Source organism: Klebsiella sp. CN_Kp066, assembly GCF_040065135.1.
In the GTDB taxonomy this organism is placed as follows: domain Bacteria; phylum Pseudomonadota; class Gammaproteobacteria; order Enterobacterales; family Enterobacteriaceae; genus Klebsiella; species Klebsiella oxytoca.
Genome location: NZ_JBEAIU010000032.1, coordinates 33,011 through 52,201 on the forward strand (window position 1 = coordinate 33,011; position 19,191 = coordinate 52,201).

The following is a 19,191-nucleotide window of genomic DNA, read 5'->3' on the forward strand; positions in this document are numbered from 1 at the left end:
ATGTTGAAAATTCTCTTACTCTTCGCGCTGCTGCTTGCCGGGATTGTGGTCGGGCCGATGATCGCGGGTCATCAGGGCTACGTGCTAATCCAGACCGATAACTACAATATTGAAACCAGCGTGACCGGGCTTGCGATCATCCTGATCCTCACCATGGTGGTACTGTTTGCCATTGAGTGGCTACTGCGGCGGATTTTCCGCACCGGCGCACACACCCGCGGCTGGTTCGTTGGCCGTAAGCGTCGTCGCGCCCGTAAGCAAACCGAGCAGGCGCTGCTGAAGCTGGCGGAAGGTGATTACCAGCAGGTTGAGAAGCTGATGGCGAAAAATGCCGATCACGCTGAACAGCCCGTTGTGAACTACCTGCTGGCAGCGGAAGCCGCCCAGCAGCGTGGAGATGAAGCTCGCGCTAACCAACATCTGGAGCGCGCTGCTGAATTAGCCGGTGACGATCTGATCCCTGTCGAAATAACCCGCGTACGTCTGCAGCTGGCGCGTAATGAAAACCACGCCGCCCGCCACGGTATTGACAGGCTGCTGGAGATCACGCCGCGTCATCCGGAGGTTCTGCGCCTTGCCGAGCAGGCCTACATCCGTACCGGCGCCTGGAATTCGCTGCTGGATATCATTCCGTCAATGGCGAAAGCCAACGTCAGCGATGAAGAGCATCGCGCTGAGCTGGAACAGCTGGCGTGGATTGGTCTGATGGATAAAACGCTGGCCGACGGCGGTAGCGAAGGTTTGCGCGACTGGTGGAAAAGCCAGAGCCGTAAAACCCGCAGCCAGGTGGCGCTACAGGTGGCGATGGCGAATCGTCTTATCGAAAGCGACGATCATGATACCGCGCAGCAGATTATTATCGAAGGCCTGAAAAAGCACTATGACGACCGTCTGGTTATGCCGATTCCGCGGCTGAAAACCAATAACCCTGAGCAGCTGGAAAAAGTGCTGCGTCAGCAGCTTAAAACGGTCGGCGATCGTCCGCTGCTGTGGAGTACGCTGGGGCAATCGCTGATGCGCCACGGTGAGTGGCAGGAGGCCAGCATCGCGTTCCGCGCAGCCCTCAAGCAGCGCCCGGATGCGTTTGACTACGCATGGCTGGCGGATACTCTTGACCGCCTGCATCAGCCGGAAGAAGCGGCGACGATGCGTCGCGACGGCCTGCTGTTAACCCTGCAAAACAATCCGCAGCAGTAATGTCACTCTCGCCTCCGCCGGGGGCGAGAATCACTTCCTCTCCCGCCGGAACGTTTCCCGCTCCCTGAAAAGAAAAAAACGCCTGCTCTGAAACCAGGGCAGGCGTTAAAACAGGTCTGTTTGACAACAAATTGGGTGCTTCACTCAACGTAGTGTCCATGGTGTTTGATGAGGCTATATGCTTCATCCTTCATGCTGTCTCTTCGTTAGCTGCACACGCTCACTCCAGTCACTTACCTTTGTAAGCTCCTGGGGATTCCCGTGCTGGCCGTCTCGACACATCATGAATGATTTAGCATATAAAATGCGACATCTGTCAGTGGACGATAAGCACCGTAAAACGGCTCTGCATCATTCCTGAGTTTATGAGGCACTAAGGCGAACATAAGAGATGGAATGAGCATCTACCCGATTATTATCGCACAGGATCAGGAGAAGATGCATCTATCTGAACAAAGAATTGGGACTATTCTGGACAATAAATGACGTCAGGGTTAACGAAGTATTGTTTGCGATATCAGGGAGATAAACGTTTTTTGCAGAATCAGAAAACAAAAAACCCCGCCGAAGCGGGGTTCAAAATTGGTCGGCGAGAGAGGATTCGAACCTCCGACCCACTGGTCCCAAACCAGTTGCGCTACCAAGCTGCGCTACTCGCCGATGTACTGCTTTTTTGAATTTTTAGTTCAATTCTTTATAAAGTCGTGGTGCGAGGGGGGGGACTTGAACCCCCACGTCCGTAAGAACACTAACACCTGAAGCTAGCGCGTCTACCAATTCCGCCACCTTCGCAATTTCACAACTTTCTAAATAATGGGGTGGCTAATGGGATTCGAACCCACGACAACTGGAATCACAATCCAGGGCTCTACCAACTGAGCTATAGCCACCACTGCAAATCTTTTACGCGGTATTGAAACCACCGCAGCTCCAGCACCGGGTAAATGGTGCGCCCGACAGGATTCGAACCTGAGACCTCTGCCTCCGGAGGGCAGCGCTCTATCCAGCTGAGCTACGGGCGCTTAGCGCCGTTGCGGGGTCGGATAATACGGACTTCCTACCCCGCTGTCTAGTGCCTTTTAAAAGAAAATTATCGTTTGCTCATGCTTTGTGCGTTTTGTCGCTTATTACGCCACATTATCAACATTTCCGCGTCGACCAAGGCCAAATACCTTATAAATAAGCGTCACGGCGGCGAGGAAAATAATTCCGACAAAGAGCGACATACGCGTATCGTCGTTAAATCCCATCCCTATCAGCACGCAAACCAGGAACGCCATGGTTAAATAGTTTGCCCACGGGAATAGCAGCGAGCGGAAAGGATGGCTGGCCATCGCTTCTTTATGTACCAGACGAAAACGTAGCTGGCTAATCAGAATTACGAACCATGGCACCATTCCCGGCAGCACGCTGGCGCTGTAGACGTAAACAAATACCCGCTGTGGATTAGGAATAATGTAGTTCAGGCACGAACCGACCAGCAGAATCAGGATCGACAGCGCCACGCCCGCCGACGGCACGCCGTTGCGCGAAACTCTGGCGATGGCCGCAGGCAGCTGGCGATTTTTTGCCAGCGCGTAGAGCATCCGTCCACAGCTATACATTCCGCTGTTACAACCGGAAAGCGCCGCCGTCAGCACCACAAAGTTGATAATCCCTGCCGCTGCGGTGATACCGATTTTGGCAAAGGTCAGCACGAACGGACTGCCGTTGGAGCCTATCTGATCCCACGGGAAAATAGTGACGATCACAAAAATCGCCCCGACATAGAAAATCAGGATTCGCCACAGCACTTTGCCGACCGCGCTACGCAGAGTGACCTGCGGATTTTTCGCTTCACCGGCGGTGATCCCGATAAGCTCGACGCCCTGATAGGAAGCGACCACGATGCATAGCGCCGTCAGAAAGCCCTTCCAGCCGCCGGCAAAGAAACCGCCGTGCTCGGTCAGATTGCTAAAGCCAATGGAGTGTCCGCCGTTGCCAAAGCCAAAGAAGATGACGCCCAGCCCCACCACGATCATGACAATAATGGTGGTCACTTTAATCATGGCAAACCAGAATTCAATTTCGCCGTACAGACGTACCGCCGCCAGATTCGCCAGCGCGACCAGCCCAACCGCGATAAGCGCCGGTATCCACTGCGCCATCTCCGGGAACCAGAACTGGACATAGACCCCGATCGCCGTAATCTCCGATATCCCGACCGCCATCCACATAAACCAGTAGGACCAGGCGGTCAGATAGCCAAAAAACGGGCTCATATAGCGGTGCGCATAAACAGCGAACGAGCCGGTAACCGGTTCGAGGAACAGCATTTCGCCCATCGAACGCATAATAAAGAAGACGAAGAGCCCCGCGATAATATACGCCAGCAGAACCGAAGGTCCGGCCCACTTCAGCGTACTTGCCGCCCCCATAAATAGTCCCACGCCAATCGTGCCGCCAAGGGCGATTAGCTCAATGTGCCGCGCCTCCAGTCCCCGCTGAAGTTCCGCTTTTTTCTCAGTCATATAGCCTCTTGTGTTTGCCCTGCTCCGGATTTAAGCGCATCCCAGGCGAGATGGGCTTATGCCGGTTATTTTTATGAACGAATAGCCCTGCCTGCGCGACGATAAACCTGACCGTCGCGTTTTAAGCATGCGAATGGTTAATGAATTTGAGGGAAATGGCAAATAAAGTATCAGGCGAGTGAAGACATTACACAGAATATCCAGGTAAACCCGCCCGCTCGCAGTGGAATATCAAAGCTTATCGGTATAATACCAGCGTAAATAGCGCAGCAGACGCGCCTGCCTTTTTATTCGGCTCGGCTGCGAAACCAGGCGATAAAACCACTCAAGCCCCAGGTCCTGCCAGAACTTCGGCGCTCGCTGAACATGGCCGGTAAAGACATCGTAGGTTCCGCCTACGCCCATATAAAGCGCTTGCGGATAAACTTCCCGGCAATCGCGCATCAGGATCTCCTGACGCGGCGACCCCATCGCCACGGTGACGATCTTCGCCCCGCTATCGCGAATACGTTCAAACAGCGCCTGACGCTGGTCAGCAGCGAAATAGCCGTCCTGGCTGCCGACGATGTTTACGTTCCAGCGCTGACGAAGCTGCTGTTCCGTCTGCGCCAGCACTTCGGGCTTACCGCCGATCAGAAATACCGGCGTTCCCTGAGCGCCAGCGCGCGCCATCAGCGCTTCCCATAAATCAGCCCCGGCGACGCGCGATACCTGCGCCTGAGGGTATTTTTTACGTAATGAGCGCACCACGCTGATGCCGTCAGCATATTTAAACTCTGCGGCTTCGATCAGCGCCCGAACTTCGGGGTTATCCTCTACCGCCAGCATCTTCTCTGCATTAATCGCCACCAGCGTACCCGTACGGATCTCGCCATCGGCATACAGATAGTCCAGAGCATGTTGCATATCGCGCCAACCAATGAGTTGCAACCCTCTCAGCAGGTACAACGGCGCGGATGTAGTCTCAGTCATGTACACCCTTATCAGACTTGAGGTTGCGTCAACGGTTTAGCCCGCTTATGAATCAGCCCGACGCTATCGAGGAACCAGTACAGCAGTTTCGCCGCCAGTAGGCAGATCCCAAAGATAACGAGGAAAAAAACCACGCGAGAGCCAAAGGAATCCAGCCCTTCACGCGCCAGCACGATCATGTTGAAGATAGCGCCAAAACAGAAACTGTGCAGGATCGCCGCTTTATAGCGGTTCGTTTCCCGGTTGCCAAGCTCGTACAGCCAGTCAAACCATTTAATAATCAGCCCAACCGCTACCGCGCCCAGCGGCACGAACCAGACGCCCCCCATTACCACCAGCGAGCCAATCAGGGTTGGCGAAATCGCCAGGCCAGAATGGTTATTCAGCACTTCCCAGGTGAAATAGTTCGCGGTATTGAGCACCATTGTCGGTCGACCGTGCCACAACCAGCTGGGGATAAAAACATAGAAATCGCGGACGATTGGCGCCAGGCCCTGAAACTCAATCTTGTCGTAATTTTGCAGCAGCAGAGCCAGGTTCTCCCACGGCGAGAAGGTATCGCGGGTCAGATAGAGGAAAGTATAAAACGCTTCATCGCCGCTGACGTTCATTCCGTAGCGTTTGAGCGCCAGCCAGAACATGCCGACGATGCCCAGTACGCCCGCCGCCGCCAGTATCCACAGACTTATCCAGCCGCGAATGATGCCAATAAACAGGAAGATAGCAAACGCAATGATGATATTCGCCCGGGTCCCGCCAACGATGGCATAAGTCAGCAGACCAAATGCGACGGTGCTGACGAGGAAGAATATCCACGCTTTATAATCCTGACGCAGAAAATAGACCACCAGCATTGCCGGAATGAAAAAGTAGAAGAAACGCTTTAGCGCCACGCCGGAAACTTCGCTGGAGAAGATCTGGCTATAGGAATTGAGCTTGAATAACAGAAAGCCGTTATGCGCAAAGAAGATCCCGACGCAGAGCAGTGCCAGTCCCAGCAAAATCCCCCAGGCCAGATGGGTCTCCACGCGGTTCATCGTAAACAGCGGACGATGCTGATGGCTCTGCGCCGCCGAGCGTAGCCGCGTTTTATAAGTCACGTAGTAAACCGCATAAAAACAGACGGAAACCAGCAGAGTTTGCAACAGAATTTCCGGCGGGGCGACCGCCACGTCGAAGCGAAACACCAGAATACTGGTCAGCGGAAAGCCAAAGAAAAAGGTCAGCAGAAACAGCAGCGAGAAAAAGACGTTGAAGTTGAAGCGCACCCGACGAAATTCAAACCAGGTGGCGGTGGCGATAAAAAGCGTCGACAGCAGCCAAACCAGCAGCAGTCCGCTAAATTGCATTAATGTCATGCATCCACCCCCGCGGCAATCCGCAACGCCCGTCGCCAGCCCGTCAGATAATTAGGACGGAAGAAGGCAATCTGATTCTTATCCACGCCGGCCAGCTGGCGCTGCGCTTCACGCACCACGGCCGCGTCCAGCGTATCGCTGGTAAAGAGTACCGGAATATGCTGCTCCGACATATCCTGCCAGAAGGGATTCTCCCGGTTCAGCACGCAGGGGATCCCCGCCTGAATCAGCAGACACAGCGTGCCGATCCCCTGCTGGCGGGCAAACAGGAAGTAGCCAAGATCGCAGCGGCGCAGCAGGGCCAGATAGTCATCAAACGCCAGCTTATCGCCCAGTACCTGAAGATGCGGCGGGCTGAACAGCGCCGCGCCGGCCGCGCGAACTTCATTGATGTAGTCGCTATTATTGGCCGGATAACCCATCGGCACGACAACGTTGACCGTATCGCCAAACTGCTGATGAATCGCGCGCAGCGCGGCGATATGCTCGTTGCTGCGGTCGCCGGAATTCCCCACCAGGATAGTCAGCGTCTCGCCGCGCGGCGCGCTTTCAGCAAGCGAGTTCAGCGCCGGATCCATGCGGGTCGGGAAATAGAGCAGTTCGCCCGGCACGCCCGAATGCCGGGCGGCGAACCAACTGAGATCGCCGCGGGTCGCAAAGACGCGCCCTACCCGCCCCTGCGCCAGGCGCCGCAGCGGATAAAACAAGCGAAACTTCAGGCTGGCGGAATTCTCATACAGATCCGCGCCCCAGATGTGCCAGTTAAACTGCGCCGGGCGGATCCCCCCGCTGAGCAGCGCCAGCCACAGGCCGGTATTAAACTGGCCGTGAAAGAAAAAGCGCTGCTGCCGGTTCGCCTTTGCCAGCGCGATAACCGCCTTTGCCAGCGACTTCTTCCCCGGATAGCAGCTGATGGAGAGCGCGGGGTACGCTTCGCGAATTCCTGTCGCATCACCGACGACCATAAACAGGCGAGCCTGCTCGTCATTGACGGCCAGCTCATCATTAAAGAACCGCAGAACGGTCTGGTTGTGGTGCGGGATATCCGATCCCAGTACATGTATCAGTGCTGTCATGCCCGTTTACGCCAAAGTAAAAACACGCCGCTACAGAGGGCGAAATAAACAATATAAGTAGCCATATACGCCTGCGCCGCGCCGATAGCGCCGTGCGCCGGTATAAGCCAGTGCGAGAATGCGGTCAACAGCGTGAACTGGCTGATTTCCGTCAGAATATAAAAACGCAGCGAGGCTTTGGCGATCACCAGATAGCCATAAACATATGCCCCGACCTTCAACACATCGCCCACCAACTGCCAGGCAAACAGATCGCGCATTGCCGTAAAGCGGTCGGAAAACAGCAGCCAGATAGCGAAATCGCGCAGCAGCCATACGGTCAGGCTGGCTGCAGCTACCGCCGGGAGAACAAATTTTAACGATTTGCCAATCTCACGGGTGATATCCGCTTTCGCCGTCAAGCGGGACAATGTCGGTAACAGATAAACGCTAAATGATGCGGTGATAAACTGTAAATAAGCGTCGGAGATGCTGCTTACCCCCTGCCAGATCCCCACCGCGTCCCAGCCATAGTGGGCCGCCAGCAGGTTACGCATCATCACGTAGGCTACCGGCAGCGTCACCGAAGTAATCAGCGCCATCAGGGTAAATTTCGACAGCTGCCCTGCGAGGCCGTTGTCCCAGCGCGGACGCAGCGCGCTCAGCGGTATATTGCCGCGTCGCCACAGTACGATAGCCGCCGGCACGACCACCAGCGCAGGTACCAGCGCCAGTCCCAGCAATGCGCCCTGATAGCCGCCGAAACGGTAGCAGGCATAGTACGCCGCCACGCCAATCAGGCTCCCGGCGATAAGCGACAGCGCATTGCCCGCCGCATCGCGAAACCCCTTCATCAGCGCTAACAGGAAGTTCGCCCAGGCAATGCCCATCTGTACCAGCGCTACCAGCCGTACCAGATTCTGATAATGCTGATGACCGAACAGACCCTGGCTTATCGGCGCCGCCGCCAGCAGGAATATCAGCGCCAGCAGGGTGGAGAACCCCAGCACCATCGCTGAAGCGGTGCCGACGACGTTGTGCAACTGCCGGCGATCGTCATGATGCTGGGCTACCAGCTTCGTGACGCCGTTAAAGATTCCGGCCCCCGCCAGCACGCCAAGCACGGTCACCAGCTGGCGGAAGTTGCCCGCCTGCCCCACGCCTGCCGGGCCGAACGACACCGCCAGCAGTTTAACCACCAGCAGACCGGCGCCGATTTTGACCAGCGTGGACGCTGCGGTCCACAGAGAAGCTTTAGCCAGCGACATATCAGGAGAAATAGCTCAGCAGCGAGTTAATCACCGTGCGCTGGTTTACGCTCGACAGGTTGTAGAATAACGGCAAACGCAGCAGGCGTTCGCTCTCCTGAGTCGTGAAGCGATCCGTCCCGTGGAACACACCGAAGTTCTCCCCGGCCGGGCAGCTATGCAGCGGAATATAGTGGAACACGGCCAGAATCTCCGCCTCTTTCAGCCAGGCAATCAGCTTACTGCGATCGTCAATATCGCGCAGCTTGATGTAGAACATATGCGCATTGTGCCCGCAGTCGGCAGGCACGATCGGCAGCTCGATACGCCCGGCGCGCGCCAGCGGCAGCAGGGCCTCGTAGTAGTTCTGCCACAGCGCCAGGCGCTGCTGGTTAATTCGCTCCGCCGCTTCCAGCTGCGCCCACAGATAGGCCGCCTGTAAATCGGACATCAGGTAGCTGGAGCCGATATCGCGCCAGGTGTATTTATCCACCAGACCACGGAAAAACTGGCTGCGGTTGGTGCCTTTTTCTCGAATGATCTCCGCGCGCTCTACCAGCTTGCGATCGTTAATCAGCGTCGCGCCACCTTCACCGCCCGCGGTGTAGTTTTTGGTTTCATGGAAGCTGAAGCAGCCAATATGGCCGATAGTACCGAGCGCCCGGCCTTTATAGGTCGACATCACGCCCTGAGCGGCATCTTCCACGACAAACAGATTATGTTTGCTGGCGATAGCCATAATGGTGTCCATTTCGCAGGCCACGCCGGCGTAGTGGACCGGCACAATCGCGCGGGTTTTGTCGGTGATCGCCGCTTCAATCAGCGTTTCATCAATATTCATGGTGTCGCGACGAATATCAACGAAGACGATTTTTGCGCCACGCAGCACAAAGGCGTTGGCGGTGGAGACGAAGGTATAGCTCGGCATAATCACTTCATCGCCCGGCTGGATATCCAGCAGCAGCGCCGCCATTTCCAGCGAAGCGGTGCAGGACGGCGTCAGCAGGGCTTTGGCAGTACCGAAGCGCTGCTCCATCCACTGCTGGCAGCGGCGGGTAAAACCGCCATCGCCGCACAGCTTGCCGCTTCCCATCGCGGACTGCATATAATCAAGCTCGGTTCCCACCACCGGCGGCGCGTTAAATGGAATCATCATGTCACCTGTATAACCAGTACGCGGTGCTTTCGACATTCGCACCGCTAAGAATGTAACGTTTAAGCGCGGCGGTGTTGCCCATCTGGGTCGCCACCCGCAGTGTCTTCAGCCCGCGCAGCGCGGTCCAGCCCTGAGCTGCCTGCATTAATTCCGCTCCGGCTCCGCGTCCGGCCAGCAGGCCAATCCTTGCCTCGTGCGCGCTGAGCTGGCGCAGGGAGACAAACGCGCGGATATCGCCGCCAGGGGCGCGAAACACCAGACACTGATGATCGAAGGTGCCGCGCACCGCATTTTCAATCCACTGGGCATAGAAACGGCCGCTGGCATCGGCTGCGTACCAGGGCGCGCGAAAACGGCTCTGCGCAAAGGCCAGCGCTGCCAGTTCACGCAGCCGGGGAATATCCGCCTCGGTCGCCGGCTCGGCGCCACTATCACCATAAGCGGCTGGCGAAAGCGCGAGATCGACCTCGCCCTCCACCAGTCGGAAGCCCAATGCCTGCAGCGCATCCAGGCGTGCGGTATCATCCGCCGCAACTTTCGCCTGTACCCGCGACCAGTTCGTCAGCGCGTCCACCGTCAGCGGCGGCGCATCATCGCCAAAGCGCAGGATAGCGCTATTGACGCCGAAGAAGCGGTTTTCCCACTCCAGGGACTCAATACTGGCGCGGGCGGGCACGGAGTAAATCCAGTAAGTATTGACCGTAGCCGGTTTTTTCCAGCCGTTTCGCCGCGCGCTTCACGCCGTCGTCGTCCAGCCAGCCGTTGCGCCAGGCGATCTCTTCCAGGCAGGCAATCTTGAAACCCTGACGCTTTTCCACCGTTTGCACAAACATGCTGGCTTCGATCAGGCTATCGTGCGTGCCGGTATCGAGCCAGGCAAAACCGCGGCCCAGCAGCTCAACCGTTAGCGCGCCATCGTCGAGATACATTTGATTGATGGAGGTGATCTCCAGCTCGCCGCGCGCCGAGGGTTTAACCCGTTTTGCGTATTCCGCGACTTTACCGTCGTAGAAATAGAGGCCGGTTACCGCCCAGTTGGATTTGGGCTGCTTTGGCTTCTCCTCCAGCGAAATCGCGCGGAAATCATCATCAAATTCCACCACGCCAAAGCGTTCCGGGTCCATCACCTGATAACCAAACACCGTCGCCCCGGAAGTGCGGGACGCGACGCTACGGAGCTTCGGGCTAAAACCCTGGCCGAAAAAGATATTATCGCCGAGCACCAGGCATGAGGGCTCACCGTTGAGGAACGCCTCGCCGATGATAAAGGCCTGCGCCAGCCCGTCCGGGCTTGGCTGCGCGGCGTAGCTGAGCTGAACGCCGAACTCCGAACCATCGCCAAGCAGGCGCTGGAAATCGCGCTGGTCGTCCGGGGTGGTAATGATCAGCACTTCGCGAATCCCGGCCAGCATCAGCACCGAGAGCGGATAGTAGATCATCGGCTTATCGTAGATGGGTAGCAGCTGTTTTGAGACGCCGCGCGTGATCGGATGCAGGCGGGTACCCGATCCGCCTGCCAGAATAATACCTTTCATTTTACCCCCTCAAGCGCTCAGGCTTGCAGCCCCAGGCGTTCACCCTGATAGCTGCCGTCCAGCACCTGCTGCCACCAGGCTTCATTAGCCAGGTACCACGCAACGGTTTTGCGCATCCCGCTGGTGAACGTTTCGGCCGGCGTCCAGCCCAGTTCACGCGCTATTTTCGCCGCATCAATAGCGTAGCGCAGGTCGTGGCCGGGACGATCGGCAACAAAGGTGATGAGATCGCGATAGCGCGCAAGGCCTTCCGGTTTGCGCGGCGCCAGCTCTTCCAGCAGATCGCAAATGGTTTCCACTACCTCGATATTTTTCCGCTCGTTATGGCCGCCGATATTGTAAGTTTCGCCCGGCTCACCGCTCGTTGCCACCCGATAGAGCGCCCTGGCGTGATCTTCAACGTACAACCAGTCGCGGATCTGCTGCCCGTTGCCATAAACCGGCAGCGGTTTACCCGCCAGCGCGTTCAGGATAGTCAGCGGGATCAGTTTTTCCGGGAAATGATACGGTCCGTAGTTATTCGAGCAGTTGGTGACCAGCGTTGGCAGGCCATAGGTTCTCTTCCAGGCGCGCACCAGATGATCGCTGCTGGCTTTCGACGCCGAATAGGGGCTGCTGGGCGCATAGGGCGTGGTTTCGGTAAAAAACGCGCCGCTGTCGTGCAGATCGCCATAGACCTCATCCGTTGAGATGTGGTGGAAACGAAAGGCGGATTTTTTATCGTTCGCCAGCGTATTCCACCAGGCCCTGGCCGCTTCCAGCAGCGTCCAGGTACCGACAATGTTGGTTTCGATAAACGCCGCCGGGCCGTCAATAGAGCGGTCAACGTGGCTTTCAGCGGCCAGATGCATCACCGTATCGGGCTGATAGTGGCGAAATACCCGGTCCAGTTCAGCGCGATCGCAGATATCCACCTGTTCAAAAGCAAAACGCGGATCCCCGGCGACAGGCGCCAGCGACATCAGATTCCCCGCGTAGGTCAGCTTATCAACCACCACCACGTTATCGCTGGTTGCAGTGATGATTTCACGCACCACCGCAGAACCGATAAAACCGGCGCCGCCGGTGACCAGAATCGTTCTCACCGCCATACCCCTTTGGTATCGACGATAAACTGCTGGCTGACGCTATCCCCGCTAATCGCTTTAAATTCTTTATGATCGACCAGCATCACCAGCACATCGGCGCTCGCCAGCGCTTCGTCGAGCAACGCCAGAGCGCACAGGCCATCAAGCTTCTTCGGCAACTGGTGGATATTCGGCTCAACAACCAGGGTTTCGCCGCCGTGCCAGCGGGCGATTTGTGCGGCAATGGCCATGGCCGGGCTTTCGCGCAGATCATCAATATTCGGCTTAAACGCCAGGCCAAAGCAGGCGATTTTTATCTCGCTGGCGCGTTTGTTGCTGGCGGCAAGGCAGTCGGCGACCCGCGCTTTAACTTCATCGATCACCCACTCTGGTTTATGGTCGTTAACTTCACGCGCGGTACGGATAAGCCGCGCCTGCTGCGGGTTTTGCGCCACGATAAACCACGGGTCGACCGCGATGCAGTGACCGCCAACGCCCGGACCGGGCTGGAGAATGTTCACGCGCGGATGGCGATTCGCCAGGCGAATCAGTTCCCAGACGTTAATCCCCTGATCGGCGCAAATCAGCGAAAGTTCATTGGCAAAAGCGATATTAACGTCGCGGAAGCTGTTTTCTGTCAGCTTGCACATTTCGGCGGTGCGAGAGTTAGTCACCACACATTCGCCTTCGAGGAAAATTTTATACAGCTCGCTGGCGCGGGCTGAGCAAACCGGCGACATACCCCCGATCACGCGATCGTTTTTGATCAGCTCAACCATGACCTGACCCGGCAAAACGCGCTCCGGGCAGTAGGCGATATTCACGTCCGCCGCTTCGCCAGCCTGCTGCGGGAAGCTCAAATCGGGGCGCATTTCCGCCAGCCAGTCCGCCATCTGTTCGGTTGAACCTACCGGCGAAGTGGACTCGAGGATAACCAGCGAACCTTTCTTCAGCGTCGGCGCGATAGATTTAGCCGCCGACTCGACGAAAACCATATCCGGTTCGTGCAGGTCTTTAAACGGCGTCGGCACCGCAATCAGATAGGCGTCAGCTTCTACTGGCGCGGTGGTGGCGCTCAGATAGCCCTGCTCGACCGCTGTTTTAACGACGCTCGCCAGATCCGGCTCCACGATATGAATTTCACCACGGTTAATGGTCTCCACGGCGTGTTGATTGACATCAACGCCGACCACCCGCTTTTGCCGGGAGGCGAACGCGGCAGCGGTTGGCAGGCCAATATATCCAAGGCCAATCACTGAAATGGTAGAAAAATTCATAGCGTTACCTGATTATTTTTAAGTGCAGACAAAATACGATGACACGCTTGTCCATCGCCGTACGGGTTATGCGCCCGGCTCATGGCCTGCCAGGCGGACTCATCATGCAGCAAGCGCGTGACTTCATTGACGATGCGCTGGCTGTCGGTACCCACCAGGCATACGGTTCCCGCGCTGACCGCTTCCGGACGCTCGGTCATTTCGCGCATTACCAGCACCGGTTTGCCGAGCGATGGCGCCTCTTCCTGGATACCGCCGGAATCGGTCAGAATCAACCACGCGCGATTCATCAGCCAGACGAACGGCAGATAATCCTGCGGCTCAATAAGCATGACGTTCTCAACGTGGCCGAGAATACGGTTAACCGGTTCGCTGACGTTCGGGTTCAGATGCACCGGATAGACAATCTGTACGTCTGGGTTATTGGCAGCGATCTCTGCCAGCGCGTGGCAGATTTGCTCAAAACCGCGGCCAAAGCTTTCCCGACGATGCCCGGTGACCAGAATCATCTTCTTACCGTTGGCGAGAAAAGGATAACGCTGAGTCAGCTCGTTACGCAGCGCTTCATCGCTCAGTACCCGATCGCGCACCCAAAACAGCGCATCAATAACCGTATTGCCGGTTATCGTGATCCGATTATCGGCAATATTTTCCCGCAGCAGGTTCTGCCGCGAGGTTTCCGTCGGCGCAAAATGGTACGTTGCCAGATGCCCGGTCAACGTGCGGTTCCCCTCTTCCGGCCACGGCGAGCTCAGATCGCCCGTGCGCAGTCCGGCTTCCACGTGCCCCACCGGAATGCGCTGATAGAAAGCGGCAAGGCTTGCCGCCATCGTCGTGGTGGTATCGCCATGCACCAGCACCACATCTGGCTTAAACGACTCCAGCACCGGCTTTAAGCCCTCAAGGATGCGACAGGTAATCTCCGTCAACCCCTGACCCGGCTGCATAATGTTAAGGTCGTAGTCCGGAACAATAGAAAAAAGTTTCAACACCTGATCGAGCATCTCCCGATGCTGCGCGGTCACGCAAACTTTCGCCTCAAAATGAGGATCCCTTGCCAGCGCATGAACCAGAGGCGCCATTTTGATGGCTTCTGGTCTCGTGCCAAATACCGTTAGTACTTTCACATCGATTCTCTTCGATTAGGCGATGAAGGCTGGATGTCCTTCACCACAGGTCGCATTCACTGGACACGGCGACGCGTTAACGCAACGCCTGCGCCGATGAGCGCGCCCACAATCCCCCACATCACCATCAGAAACGCGCGGCGCGGGCTATCGCGTTTTACCGGTTCTTCAGGCGTTCGCAAATACCTGTAAGTCTGAAAACGCGGGTCCAGGGTCGGTCCCACGTTTAACGTCGTTAACATGGCGCGGCTTTGGTCATAATCAAGATCGTACTGCGGCCCGACCGCCTGCAGATTTTCCAGACGGGCCTGCAGCATCGGCCGGCCCAGTAAAAACAGTTCGGAATCCGGCAGCTGGTCTGGTGGAATGTCGGTTTCGCTGCGGGAAATATTGTGTTGCTGGGCGACTTTCAGCGCCTGCTCCACGCTATGCATGCGGCGATTGAAAATTTCGCGCGCCACCTCTTCCTGGCGCTTAACCTGCGCTTTCATCTGCACGGTTCGCGCGGCCCAGGCGCCCTTAAGCTCGTCATTCAGGTGACCCGCCGCGCGCTGGCTGGCGAAGGCGACATACTGACGCAGCAGATTATTGGCATCCGGGGCGGTTTCCGCCGTCAGCTTCACGCTGTCGTTAACGCTTTTGAGCGCATCGCCGGGCATAAACTGAATGTCGTTAATCAGATCGTCCAGCAAAGCGGCATCGGCGCGGGCGTTACCCGACTGGCGCTGCTTGTAGTAGTCCGTTTGCAGCCAGAAATCGCGGCGGGTATCCCATGACGCCTGCTGCATAATGAACTCTTTATACGCTTCATCCATTACCGAAGGTTGATCGACCGAGACGAGATTGGCCTTGATATCGAGATTGCGTAAAAACTGCTGTTGCGAATAGTACCCGCCCAGCATGTTCACCGTCGGCCGGTCGGTAATTGCCGTCGCGCTCCACTCCTGGCGAGCAAAGAAGGTATAGACCAGAACAATCAGTGCAAAGAGCACCGCGAAACCTGCTATCCAGCTTTTTCCTGCCCACAGGGCGCGAAACAGCCCGCGAATATCCAGCTCATTCTCAACGTTCACTGTTTGTGCTCCCGGTAATGGTTGAGTCATCACGTCCCCAGATTGACTTGGTTAATTTGGATTATTGCCGCTGTGTCGCCGTATTCTGCGTCTAATGCGCTTAACCATGCGCGCCACTTTCCAGGCGCGTTTAATACAGTAGCCATAAAGAAAGAAGGCCACCAAAAAGAGTATTAACATCACCCATTCAGGAACAATACGGGTGTATTCCGCTGCCACCCCAACCAGCGCCAGCAGCGCGGCGGCCAGGGTGATCAGCACGAATGCCTGGCGGGAAGTAAACCCGGCGCGCATGATCAAGTGATGAATATGCTGACGGTCCGGGGAGAACGGACTCATTCCTTTACGCAGGCGGCGGTACATAATCGCCACCATATCCATCAACGGGATCGCAATAATCCATAGCGCAGTGACAGGGCTAATGGGATGCGTCTTTCCCTGCGTGGTCTCCAGCAGGATCCAGATGATAGTGAAGCCAATCATGGTGCTGCCGGCGTCACCCATAAAGACTTTATAGCGACGGCCAAGCGCCCCGAGGTTAAGTAAAATATAGGGCAAAATGGCGGCAATCATCGCAAAACACCACATTGCCAGGCTGTACTGGCCATCAAACCACAGAATGATACCGGTTGCCGCAAAAGAGACGGAGGAGAGGCCGCCCAGCAGGCCATCGATGCCATCAACCATATTGAAGGCGTTGATCGCGGCCCAAACGGCGAAAAGCGTGAGGAAGAAGCCAAAGGGGCCGAGCACCAGCTCCCATGAGCCAAATATAAAGCCGAGGCTACTTAGATGAAGATTTCCCACCATCATCATAATGACGGCGATGGCGGCCTGAATTACCGCGCGAATTTTTACGCTGATATCAAAGCGGTCGTCTAACGCGCCGACCAGCACAAGCACCCCGGCACACCCCAGGTATAACTTTGCGTGGGGAATGTAATAATCGGCGATGGCAAACGTAAAACAAATACCTGCGAAAACTGAAATACCACCGACTAACGGAATCAAACCCTGATGCCGTTTACGATAGTTAGGTTTATCCACGAGCCCAACTCTTTTTGCCGCCTTGCGGGCGACAAATATAAACAGGGTGGTGAATAAGAAAATACTGATTAATTCAGTAATAGCAGTGAGTAAATTCACAACGCATGTGCTCTCAGCATAGTTAATCCGGGAAGTATAACGACGATGCCTCAACTCCAGAAGGGGCAAAGCAGAACATTACAAATTTATTGTAGAAATTTTAGACTGTTAAAGCTGTCTCTGCCTGCCATCCTGCTGCGCACATCATACGTTAACGCCCATTTTGTTTTCCCTTCCTGGATCATACAAACCCGGAAAACAAAACGCCACGCAATAGCGTGGCGTTCTCTGGCTTTTTTAACTTACGAGCGCTTCATCATATCGAAGAAGTCGTCGTTAGTTTTGGTCATCGCCAGTTTATTGATGAGGAATTCCATCGCGTCGATTTCACCCATCGGGTGAATGATTTTACGCAGGATCCACATCTTCTGCAGCTCTTCCTGAGTGGTGAGCAGCTCTTCTTTACGGGTACCGGAACGGTTGTAGTCGATAGCCGGGAAGACGCGTTTCTCAGCGATCTTACGTGAGAGGTGAAGCTCCATGTTACCGGTGCCTTTAAACTCTTCGTAGATAACTTCGTCCATTTTAGAACCGGTATCGATCAGCGCTGTTGCGATGATGGTCAGGCTACCGCCCTCTTCCACGTTACGCGCGGCGCCGAAGAAACGCTTCGGACGATGCAGGGCGTTGGCGTCCACACCACCGGTCAACACTTTACCGGAAGCCGGAACTACGGTGTTGTAGGCGCGCGCCAGACGGGTAATCGAGTCGAGGAGGATGATAACGTCTTTCTTGTGTTCAACCAGACGCTTCGCCTTCTCGATAACCATTTCGGCAACCTGAACGTGGCGAGAGGCCGGTTCGTCAAAGGTAGAAGCAACCACTTCGCCTTTAACCAGACGCTGCATCTCGGTCACTTCTTCCGGACGTTCGTCGATCAGCAGTACCATCAGCACGCAATCAGGATGGTTGTACGCAATGCTCTGCGCAATATTCTGCAGCAGCATGGTTTTACCCGCCTTCGGCGGCGCAACAATCAGACCACGCTGACCGCGGCCGATCGGCGATGCCAGATCCAGCACGCGAGCGGTTAAGTCTTCCGTTGAGCCATTACCGCGTTCCATACGCAGACGTGAATTTGCGTGCAGCGGGGTTAAGTTCTCAAACAGAATCTTGTTACGGGCGTTTTCCGGCTTATCGTAGTTAACTTCGTTAACTTTCAACAACGCAAAGTAACGCTCACCCTCTTTAGGAGGACGAATCTTACCGGAAATGGTGTCACCAGTGCGGAGGTTGAAGCGGCGGATTTGGCTGGGAGATACGTAGATGTCGTCGGGACCGGCGAGGTAGGAGCTGTCTGCTGAACGGAGGAAACCAAATCCATCCTGCAGTATCTCCAGTACGCCATCGCCAAAGATATCTTCGCCACTCTTCGAATGCTGCTTGAGGATGGCAAAAATAATATCCTGCTTACGCATACGGGCCAGGTTTTCCAGCCCCATATTTTCGCCGAGAGTAATCAGCTCAGAAACCGGCGTATTCTTTAATTCGGTAAGATTCATAATGGTGTGGGTTCTTAAACTCGGGGTAATTCTCGAACTTAATGTTGTGAATGGTATGGCAGGAACATCCATGCCTGTTAACGGCCTTCATCTCGTGTCTGTACGTTGCCTGGTCACAGGAAAGAACGCAGAACTGAAACGACTAAACGGAATGAGTGATAAGCCCGGATTATAAGCCTCACGCGCATTTTTGCGGGACGCTTTGGGTAAAACAAGATTCAAACAAAGGTATGTTTAAAACGAAGTCTGAGATTAACTTAGCACGACTCTCGCCGGGCGTCCAGAGATCCGCAAAAAATAGGAGCCTGGACGCCGGAACAGCAAGCCGCTTACGCCAGGTTGGCGTCAAGGAACTCTTTCAGCTGGCCTTTAGACAGCGCGCCGACTTTAGTCGCTGCAACTTCACCATTTTTGAACAGCAGCAGGGTCGGGATGCCGCGAATGCCGTATTTCGGCGCAGTACCCGGGTTCTGATCGATGTTCAGCTTCGCAATGGTCAGTTTGCCCTGATACTCTTCAGCGATCTCATCCAGAATCGGGGCGATCATTTTGCACGGACCACACCACTCTGCCCAGAAATCGACGAGGGTTAGCCCGTCAGCCTTGAGTACGTCCGTGTCAAAACTGTCGTCAGTCAGGTGAATAATTTTATCGCTCATATTTAACTCCACAGGAATAAGCCTGGTGTGTTGGTGTCGCAGTCATCAACGACGTGTCAATGCTACGTTATGCACGCTGTTCTTCAGAATGCCTCTTTTATAACGCTCTGCGTCACAATGTCCATCATGAACTTTGTCCCACAGAAGTTAAAGCAACCAGCGTTCAAACCGGCTTATCGCAGATTTGTCACCCTCGCCTTGCTTAGTAGTCTAAGCTTTCGAAGATTCGTTCAGTTGCCGCAGACGCACCTTGAATAATTTCATACATAGCCAACGAAAGGTTGACGTTATTTCACCGGATACGCTTTCT

General features: G+C 55.6%; 16 protein-coding genes and 4 tRNA genes. 1 reads left to right on the forward strand and 19 read right to left on the reverse strand.

Annotated features, from left to right (window positions below):
* Positions 1-1,197 (forward strand): protoheme IX biogenesis protein HemY, encoded by a 1,197-nt coding sequence (gene hemY, locus ABLV75_RS11170; protein ID WP_004107671.1) that lies wholly within the window; start codon positions 1-3, stop codon positions 1,195-1,197.
* 583 nt (positions 1,198-1,780) lie between these two features.
* On the opposite strand, the gene ABLV75_RS11175 is transcribed toward hemY, so the two are convergent.
* From ABLV75_RS11175 to trxA, 19 genes are all read right to left on the reverse strand, one after another.
* Positions 1,781-1,857: transfer RNA gene (locus tag ABLV75_RS11175), tRNA-Pro, on the reverse strand.
* Positions 1,858-1,902: 45 nt separating this feature from the next.
* A tRNA-Leu gene (locus ABLV75_RS11180) sits at positions 1,903-1,989 on the reverse strand.
* Between the two features lie 22 nt (positions 1,990-2,011).
* Positions 2,012-2,087: transfer RNA gene (locus tag ABLV75_RS11185), tRNA-His, on the reverse strand.
* 55 nt (positions 2,088-2,142) lie between these two features.
* A tRNA-Arg gene (locus ABLV75_RS11190) sits at positions 2,143-2,219 on the reverse strand.
* A 105-nt stretch (positions 2,220-2,324) separates the two neighbouring features.
* The gene (locus ABLV75_RS11195; RefSeq protein ID WP_004107670.1) at positions 2,325-3,707 is read right to left on the reverse strand and encodes an amino acid permease; all 1,383 of its coding nucleotides are present in this window, start codon (positions 3,705-3,707) and stop codon (positions 2,325-2,327) included.
* A 231-nt stretch (positions 3,708-3,938) separates the two neighbouring features.
* The gene (gene wecG, locus ABLV75_RS11200) at positions 3,939-4,679 is read right to left on the reverse strand and encodes a lipopolysaccharide N-acetylmannosaminouronosyltransferase (protein WP_004107669.1); all 741 of its coding nucleotides are present in this window, start codon (positions 4,677-4,679) and stop codon (positions 3,939-3,941) included.
* 11 nt (positions 4,680-4,690) lie between these two features.
* A complete protein-coding gene (gene wzyE / locus ABLV75_RS11205; protein WP_004107667.1) occupies positions 4,691-6,037 on the reverse strand; it encodes an ECA oligosaccharide polymerase in 1,347 nt (448 codons plus the stop codon).
* On the reverse strand, positions 6,034-7,113 hold the full coding sequence (locus ABLV75_RS11210; protein ID WP_004107664.1) for a TDP-N-acetylfucosamine:lipid II N-acetylfucosaminyltransferase: 1,080 nt from the start codon (positions 7,111-7,113) through the stop codon (positions 6,034-6,036). Before ABLV75_RS11210 ends, wzyE begins: the two co-directional genes overlap by 4 nt.
* Positions 7,110-8,360, reverse strand: coding sequence for a lipid III flippase WzxE (wzxE, locus tag ABLV75_RS11215; RefSeq protein WP_004107662.1), 1,251 nt, complete (start codon positions 8,358-8,360; stop codon positions 7,110-7,112). The genes ABLV75_RS11210 and wzxE overlap by 4 nt, the downstream gene beginning before the upstream one ends.
* Before the next feature lies 1 nt (position 8,361).
* Positions 8,362-9,492, reverse strand: coding sequence for a dTDP-4-amino-4,6-dideoxygalactose transaminase (rffA, locus tag ABLV75_RS11220; protein WP_004107661.1), 1,131 nt, complete (start codon positions 9,490-9,492; stop codon positions 8,362-8,364).
* A 4-nt stretch (positions 9,493-9,496) separates the two neighbouring features.
* Positions 9,497-10,171, reverse strand: a complete 675-nt coding sequence (gene rffC, locus ABLV75_RS11225; RefSeq protein WP_004107660.1) for a dTDP-4-amino-4,6-dideoxy-D-galactose acyltransferase — start codon at positions 10,169-10,171, stop codon at positions 9,497-9,499.
* Positions 10,149-11,030, reverse strand: coding sequence for a glucose-1-phosphate thymidylyltransferase RfbA (gene rfbA, locus ABLV75_RS11230; protein WP_004107659.1), 882 nt, complete (start codon positions 11,028-11,030; stop codon positions 10,149-10,151). The genes rffC and rfbA overlap by 23 nt, the downstream gene beginning before the upstream one ends.
* Before the next feature lie 17 nt (positions 11,031-11,047).
* Positions 11,048-12,115, reverse strand: a complete 1,068-nt coding sequence (gene rffG, locus ABLV75_RS11235; protein ID WP_004116976.1) for a dTDP-glucose 4,6-dehydratase — start codon at positions 12,113-12,115, stop codon at positions 11,048-11,050.
* A complete protein-coding gene (gene wecC, locus ABLV75_RS11240) occupies positions 12,112-13,374 on the reverse strand; it encodes a UDP-N-acetyl-D-mannosamine dehydrogenase (protein ID WP_004116973.1) in 1,263 nt (420 codons plus the stop codon). The genes rffG and wecC overlap by 4 nt, the downstream gene beginning before the upstream one ends.
* Positions 13,371-14,501 (reverse strand): UDP-N-acetylglucosamine 2-epimerase (non-hydrolyzing), encoded by a 1,131-nt coding sequence (wecB, locus tag ABLV75_RS11245; RefSeq protein WP_004107651.1) that lies wholly within the window; start codon positions 14,499-14,501, stop codon positions 13,371-13,373. The genes wecC and wecB overlap by 4 nt, the downstream gene beginning before the upstream one ends.
* A gap of 56 nt (positions 14,502-14,557) precedes the next feature.
* Positions 14,558-15,604 (reverse strand): ECA polysaccharide chain length modulation protein, encoded by a 1,047-nt coding sequence (gene wzzE, locus ABLV75_RS11250; RefSeq protein WP_024274881.1) that lies wholly within the window; start codon positions 15,602-15,604, stop codon positions 14,558-14,560.
* A 21-nt stretch (positions 15,605-15,625) separates the two neighbouring features.
* Positions 15,626-16,720: a UDP-N-acetylglucosamine--undecaprenyl-phosphate N-acetylglucosaminephosphotransferase gene (gene wecA, locus ABLV75_RS11255; RefSeq protein ID WP_004107647.1), complete on the reverse strand. Its 1,095-nt coding sequence runs from the start codon at positions 16,718-16,720 to the stop codon at positions 15,626-15,628.
* 242 nt (positions 16,721-16,962) lie between these two features.
* Positions 16,963-18,222 (reverse strand): transcription termination factor Rho, encoded by a 1,260-nt coding sequence (gene rho / locus ABLV75_RS11260; RefSeq protein ID WP_002883293.1) that lies wholly within the window; start codon positions 18,220-18,222, stop codon positions 16,963-16,965.
* 329 nt (positions 18,223-18,551) lie between these two features.
* Positions 18,552-18,881 (reverse strand): thioredoxin TrxA, encoded by a 330-nt coding sequence (gene trxA / locus ABLV75_RS11265; RefSeq protein ID WP_004097507.1) that lies wholly within the window; start codon positions 18,879-18,881, stop codon positions 18,552-18,554.
* Positions 18,882-19,191 lie beyond the last annotated feature (310 nt).

Excerpts from the sequence above, each read along its gene's own strand:
- wzzE (WP_024274881.1), bottom strand. The coding sequence starts at position 15,604 with ATGACTCAACCATTACCGGGAGCACAAACAGTGAACGTTGAGAATGAG.
- rffA (WP_004107661.1), bottom strand. The coding sequence starts at position 9,492 with ATGATTCCATTTAACGCGCCGCCGGTGGTGGGAACCGAGCTTGATTAT.
- rfbA (WP_004107659.1), bottom strand. The coding sequence starts at position 11,030 with ATGAAAGGTATTATTCTGGCAGGCGGATCGGGTACCCGCCTGCATCCG.
- ABLV75_RS11210 (WP_004107664.1), bottom strand. The coding sequence starts at position 7,113 with ATGACAGCACTGATACATGTACTGGGATCGGATATCCCGCACCACAAC.
- wzyE (WP_004107667.1), bottom strand. The coding sequence starts at position 6,037 with ATGACATTAATGCAATTTAGCGGACTGCTGCTGGTTTGGCTGCTGTCG.
- ABLV75_RS11195 (WP_004107670.1), bottom strand. The coding sequence starts at position 3,707 with ATGACTGAGAAAAAAGCGGAACTTCAGCGGGGACTGGAGGCGCGGCAC.
- wecG (WP_004107669.1), bottom strand. The coding sequence starts at position 4,679 with ATGACTGAGACTACATCCGCGCCGTTGTACCTGCTGAGAGGGTTGCAA.
- wzxE (WP_004107662.1), bottom strand. The coding sequence starts at position 8,360 with ATGTCGCTGGCTAAAGCTTCTCTGTGGACCGCAGCGTCCACGCTGGTC.
- hemY (WP_004107671.1), top strand. The coding sequence starts at position 1 with ATGTTGAAAATTCTCTTACTCTTCGCGCTGCTGCTTGCCGGGATTGTG.
- rho (WP_002883293.1), bottom strand. The coding sequence starts at position 18,222 with ATGAATCTTACCGAATTAAAGAATACGCCGGTTTCTGAGCTGATTACT.
- wecC (WP_004116973.1), bottom strand. The coding sequence starts at position 13,374 with ATGAATTTTTCTACCATTTCAGTGATTGGCCTTGGATATATTGGCCTG.
- trxA (WP_004097507.1), bottom strand. The coding sequence starts at position 18,881 with ATGAGCGATAAAATTATTCACCTGACTGACGACAGTTTTGACACGGAC.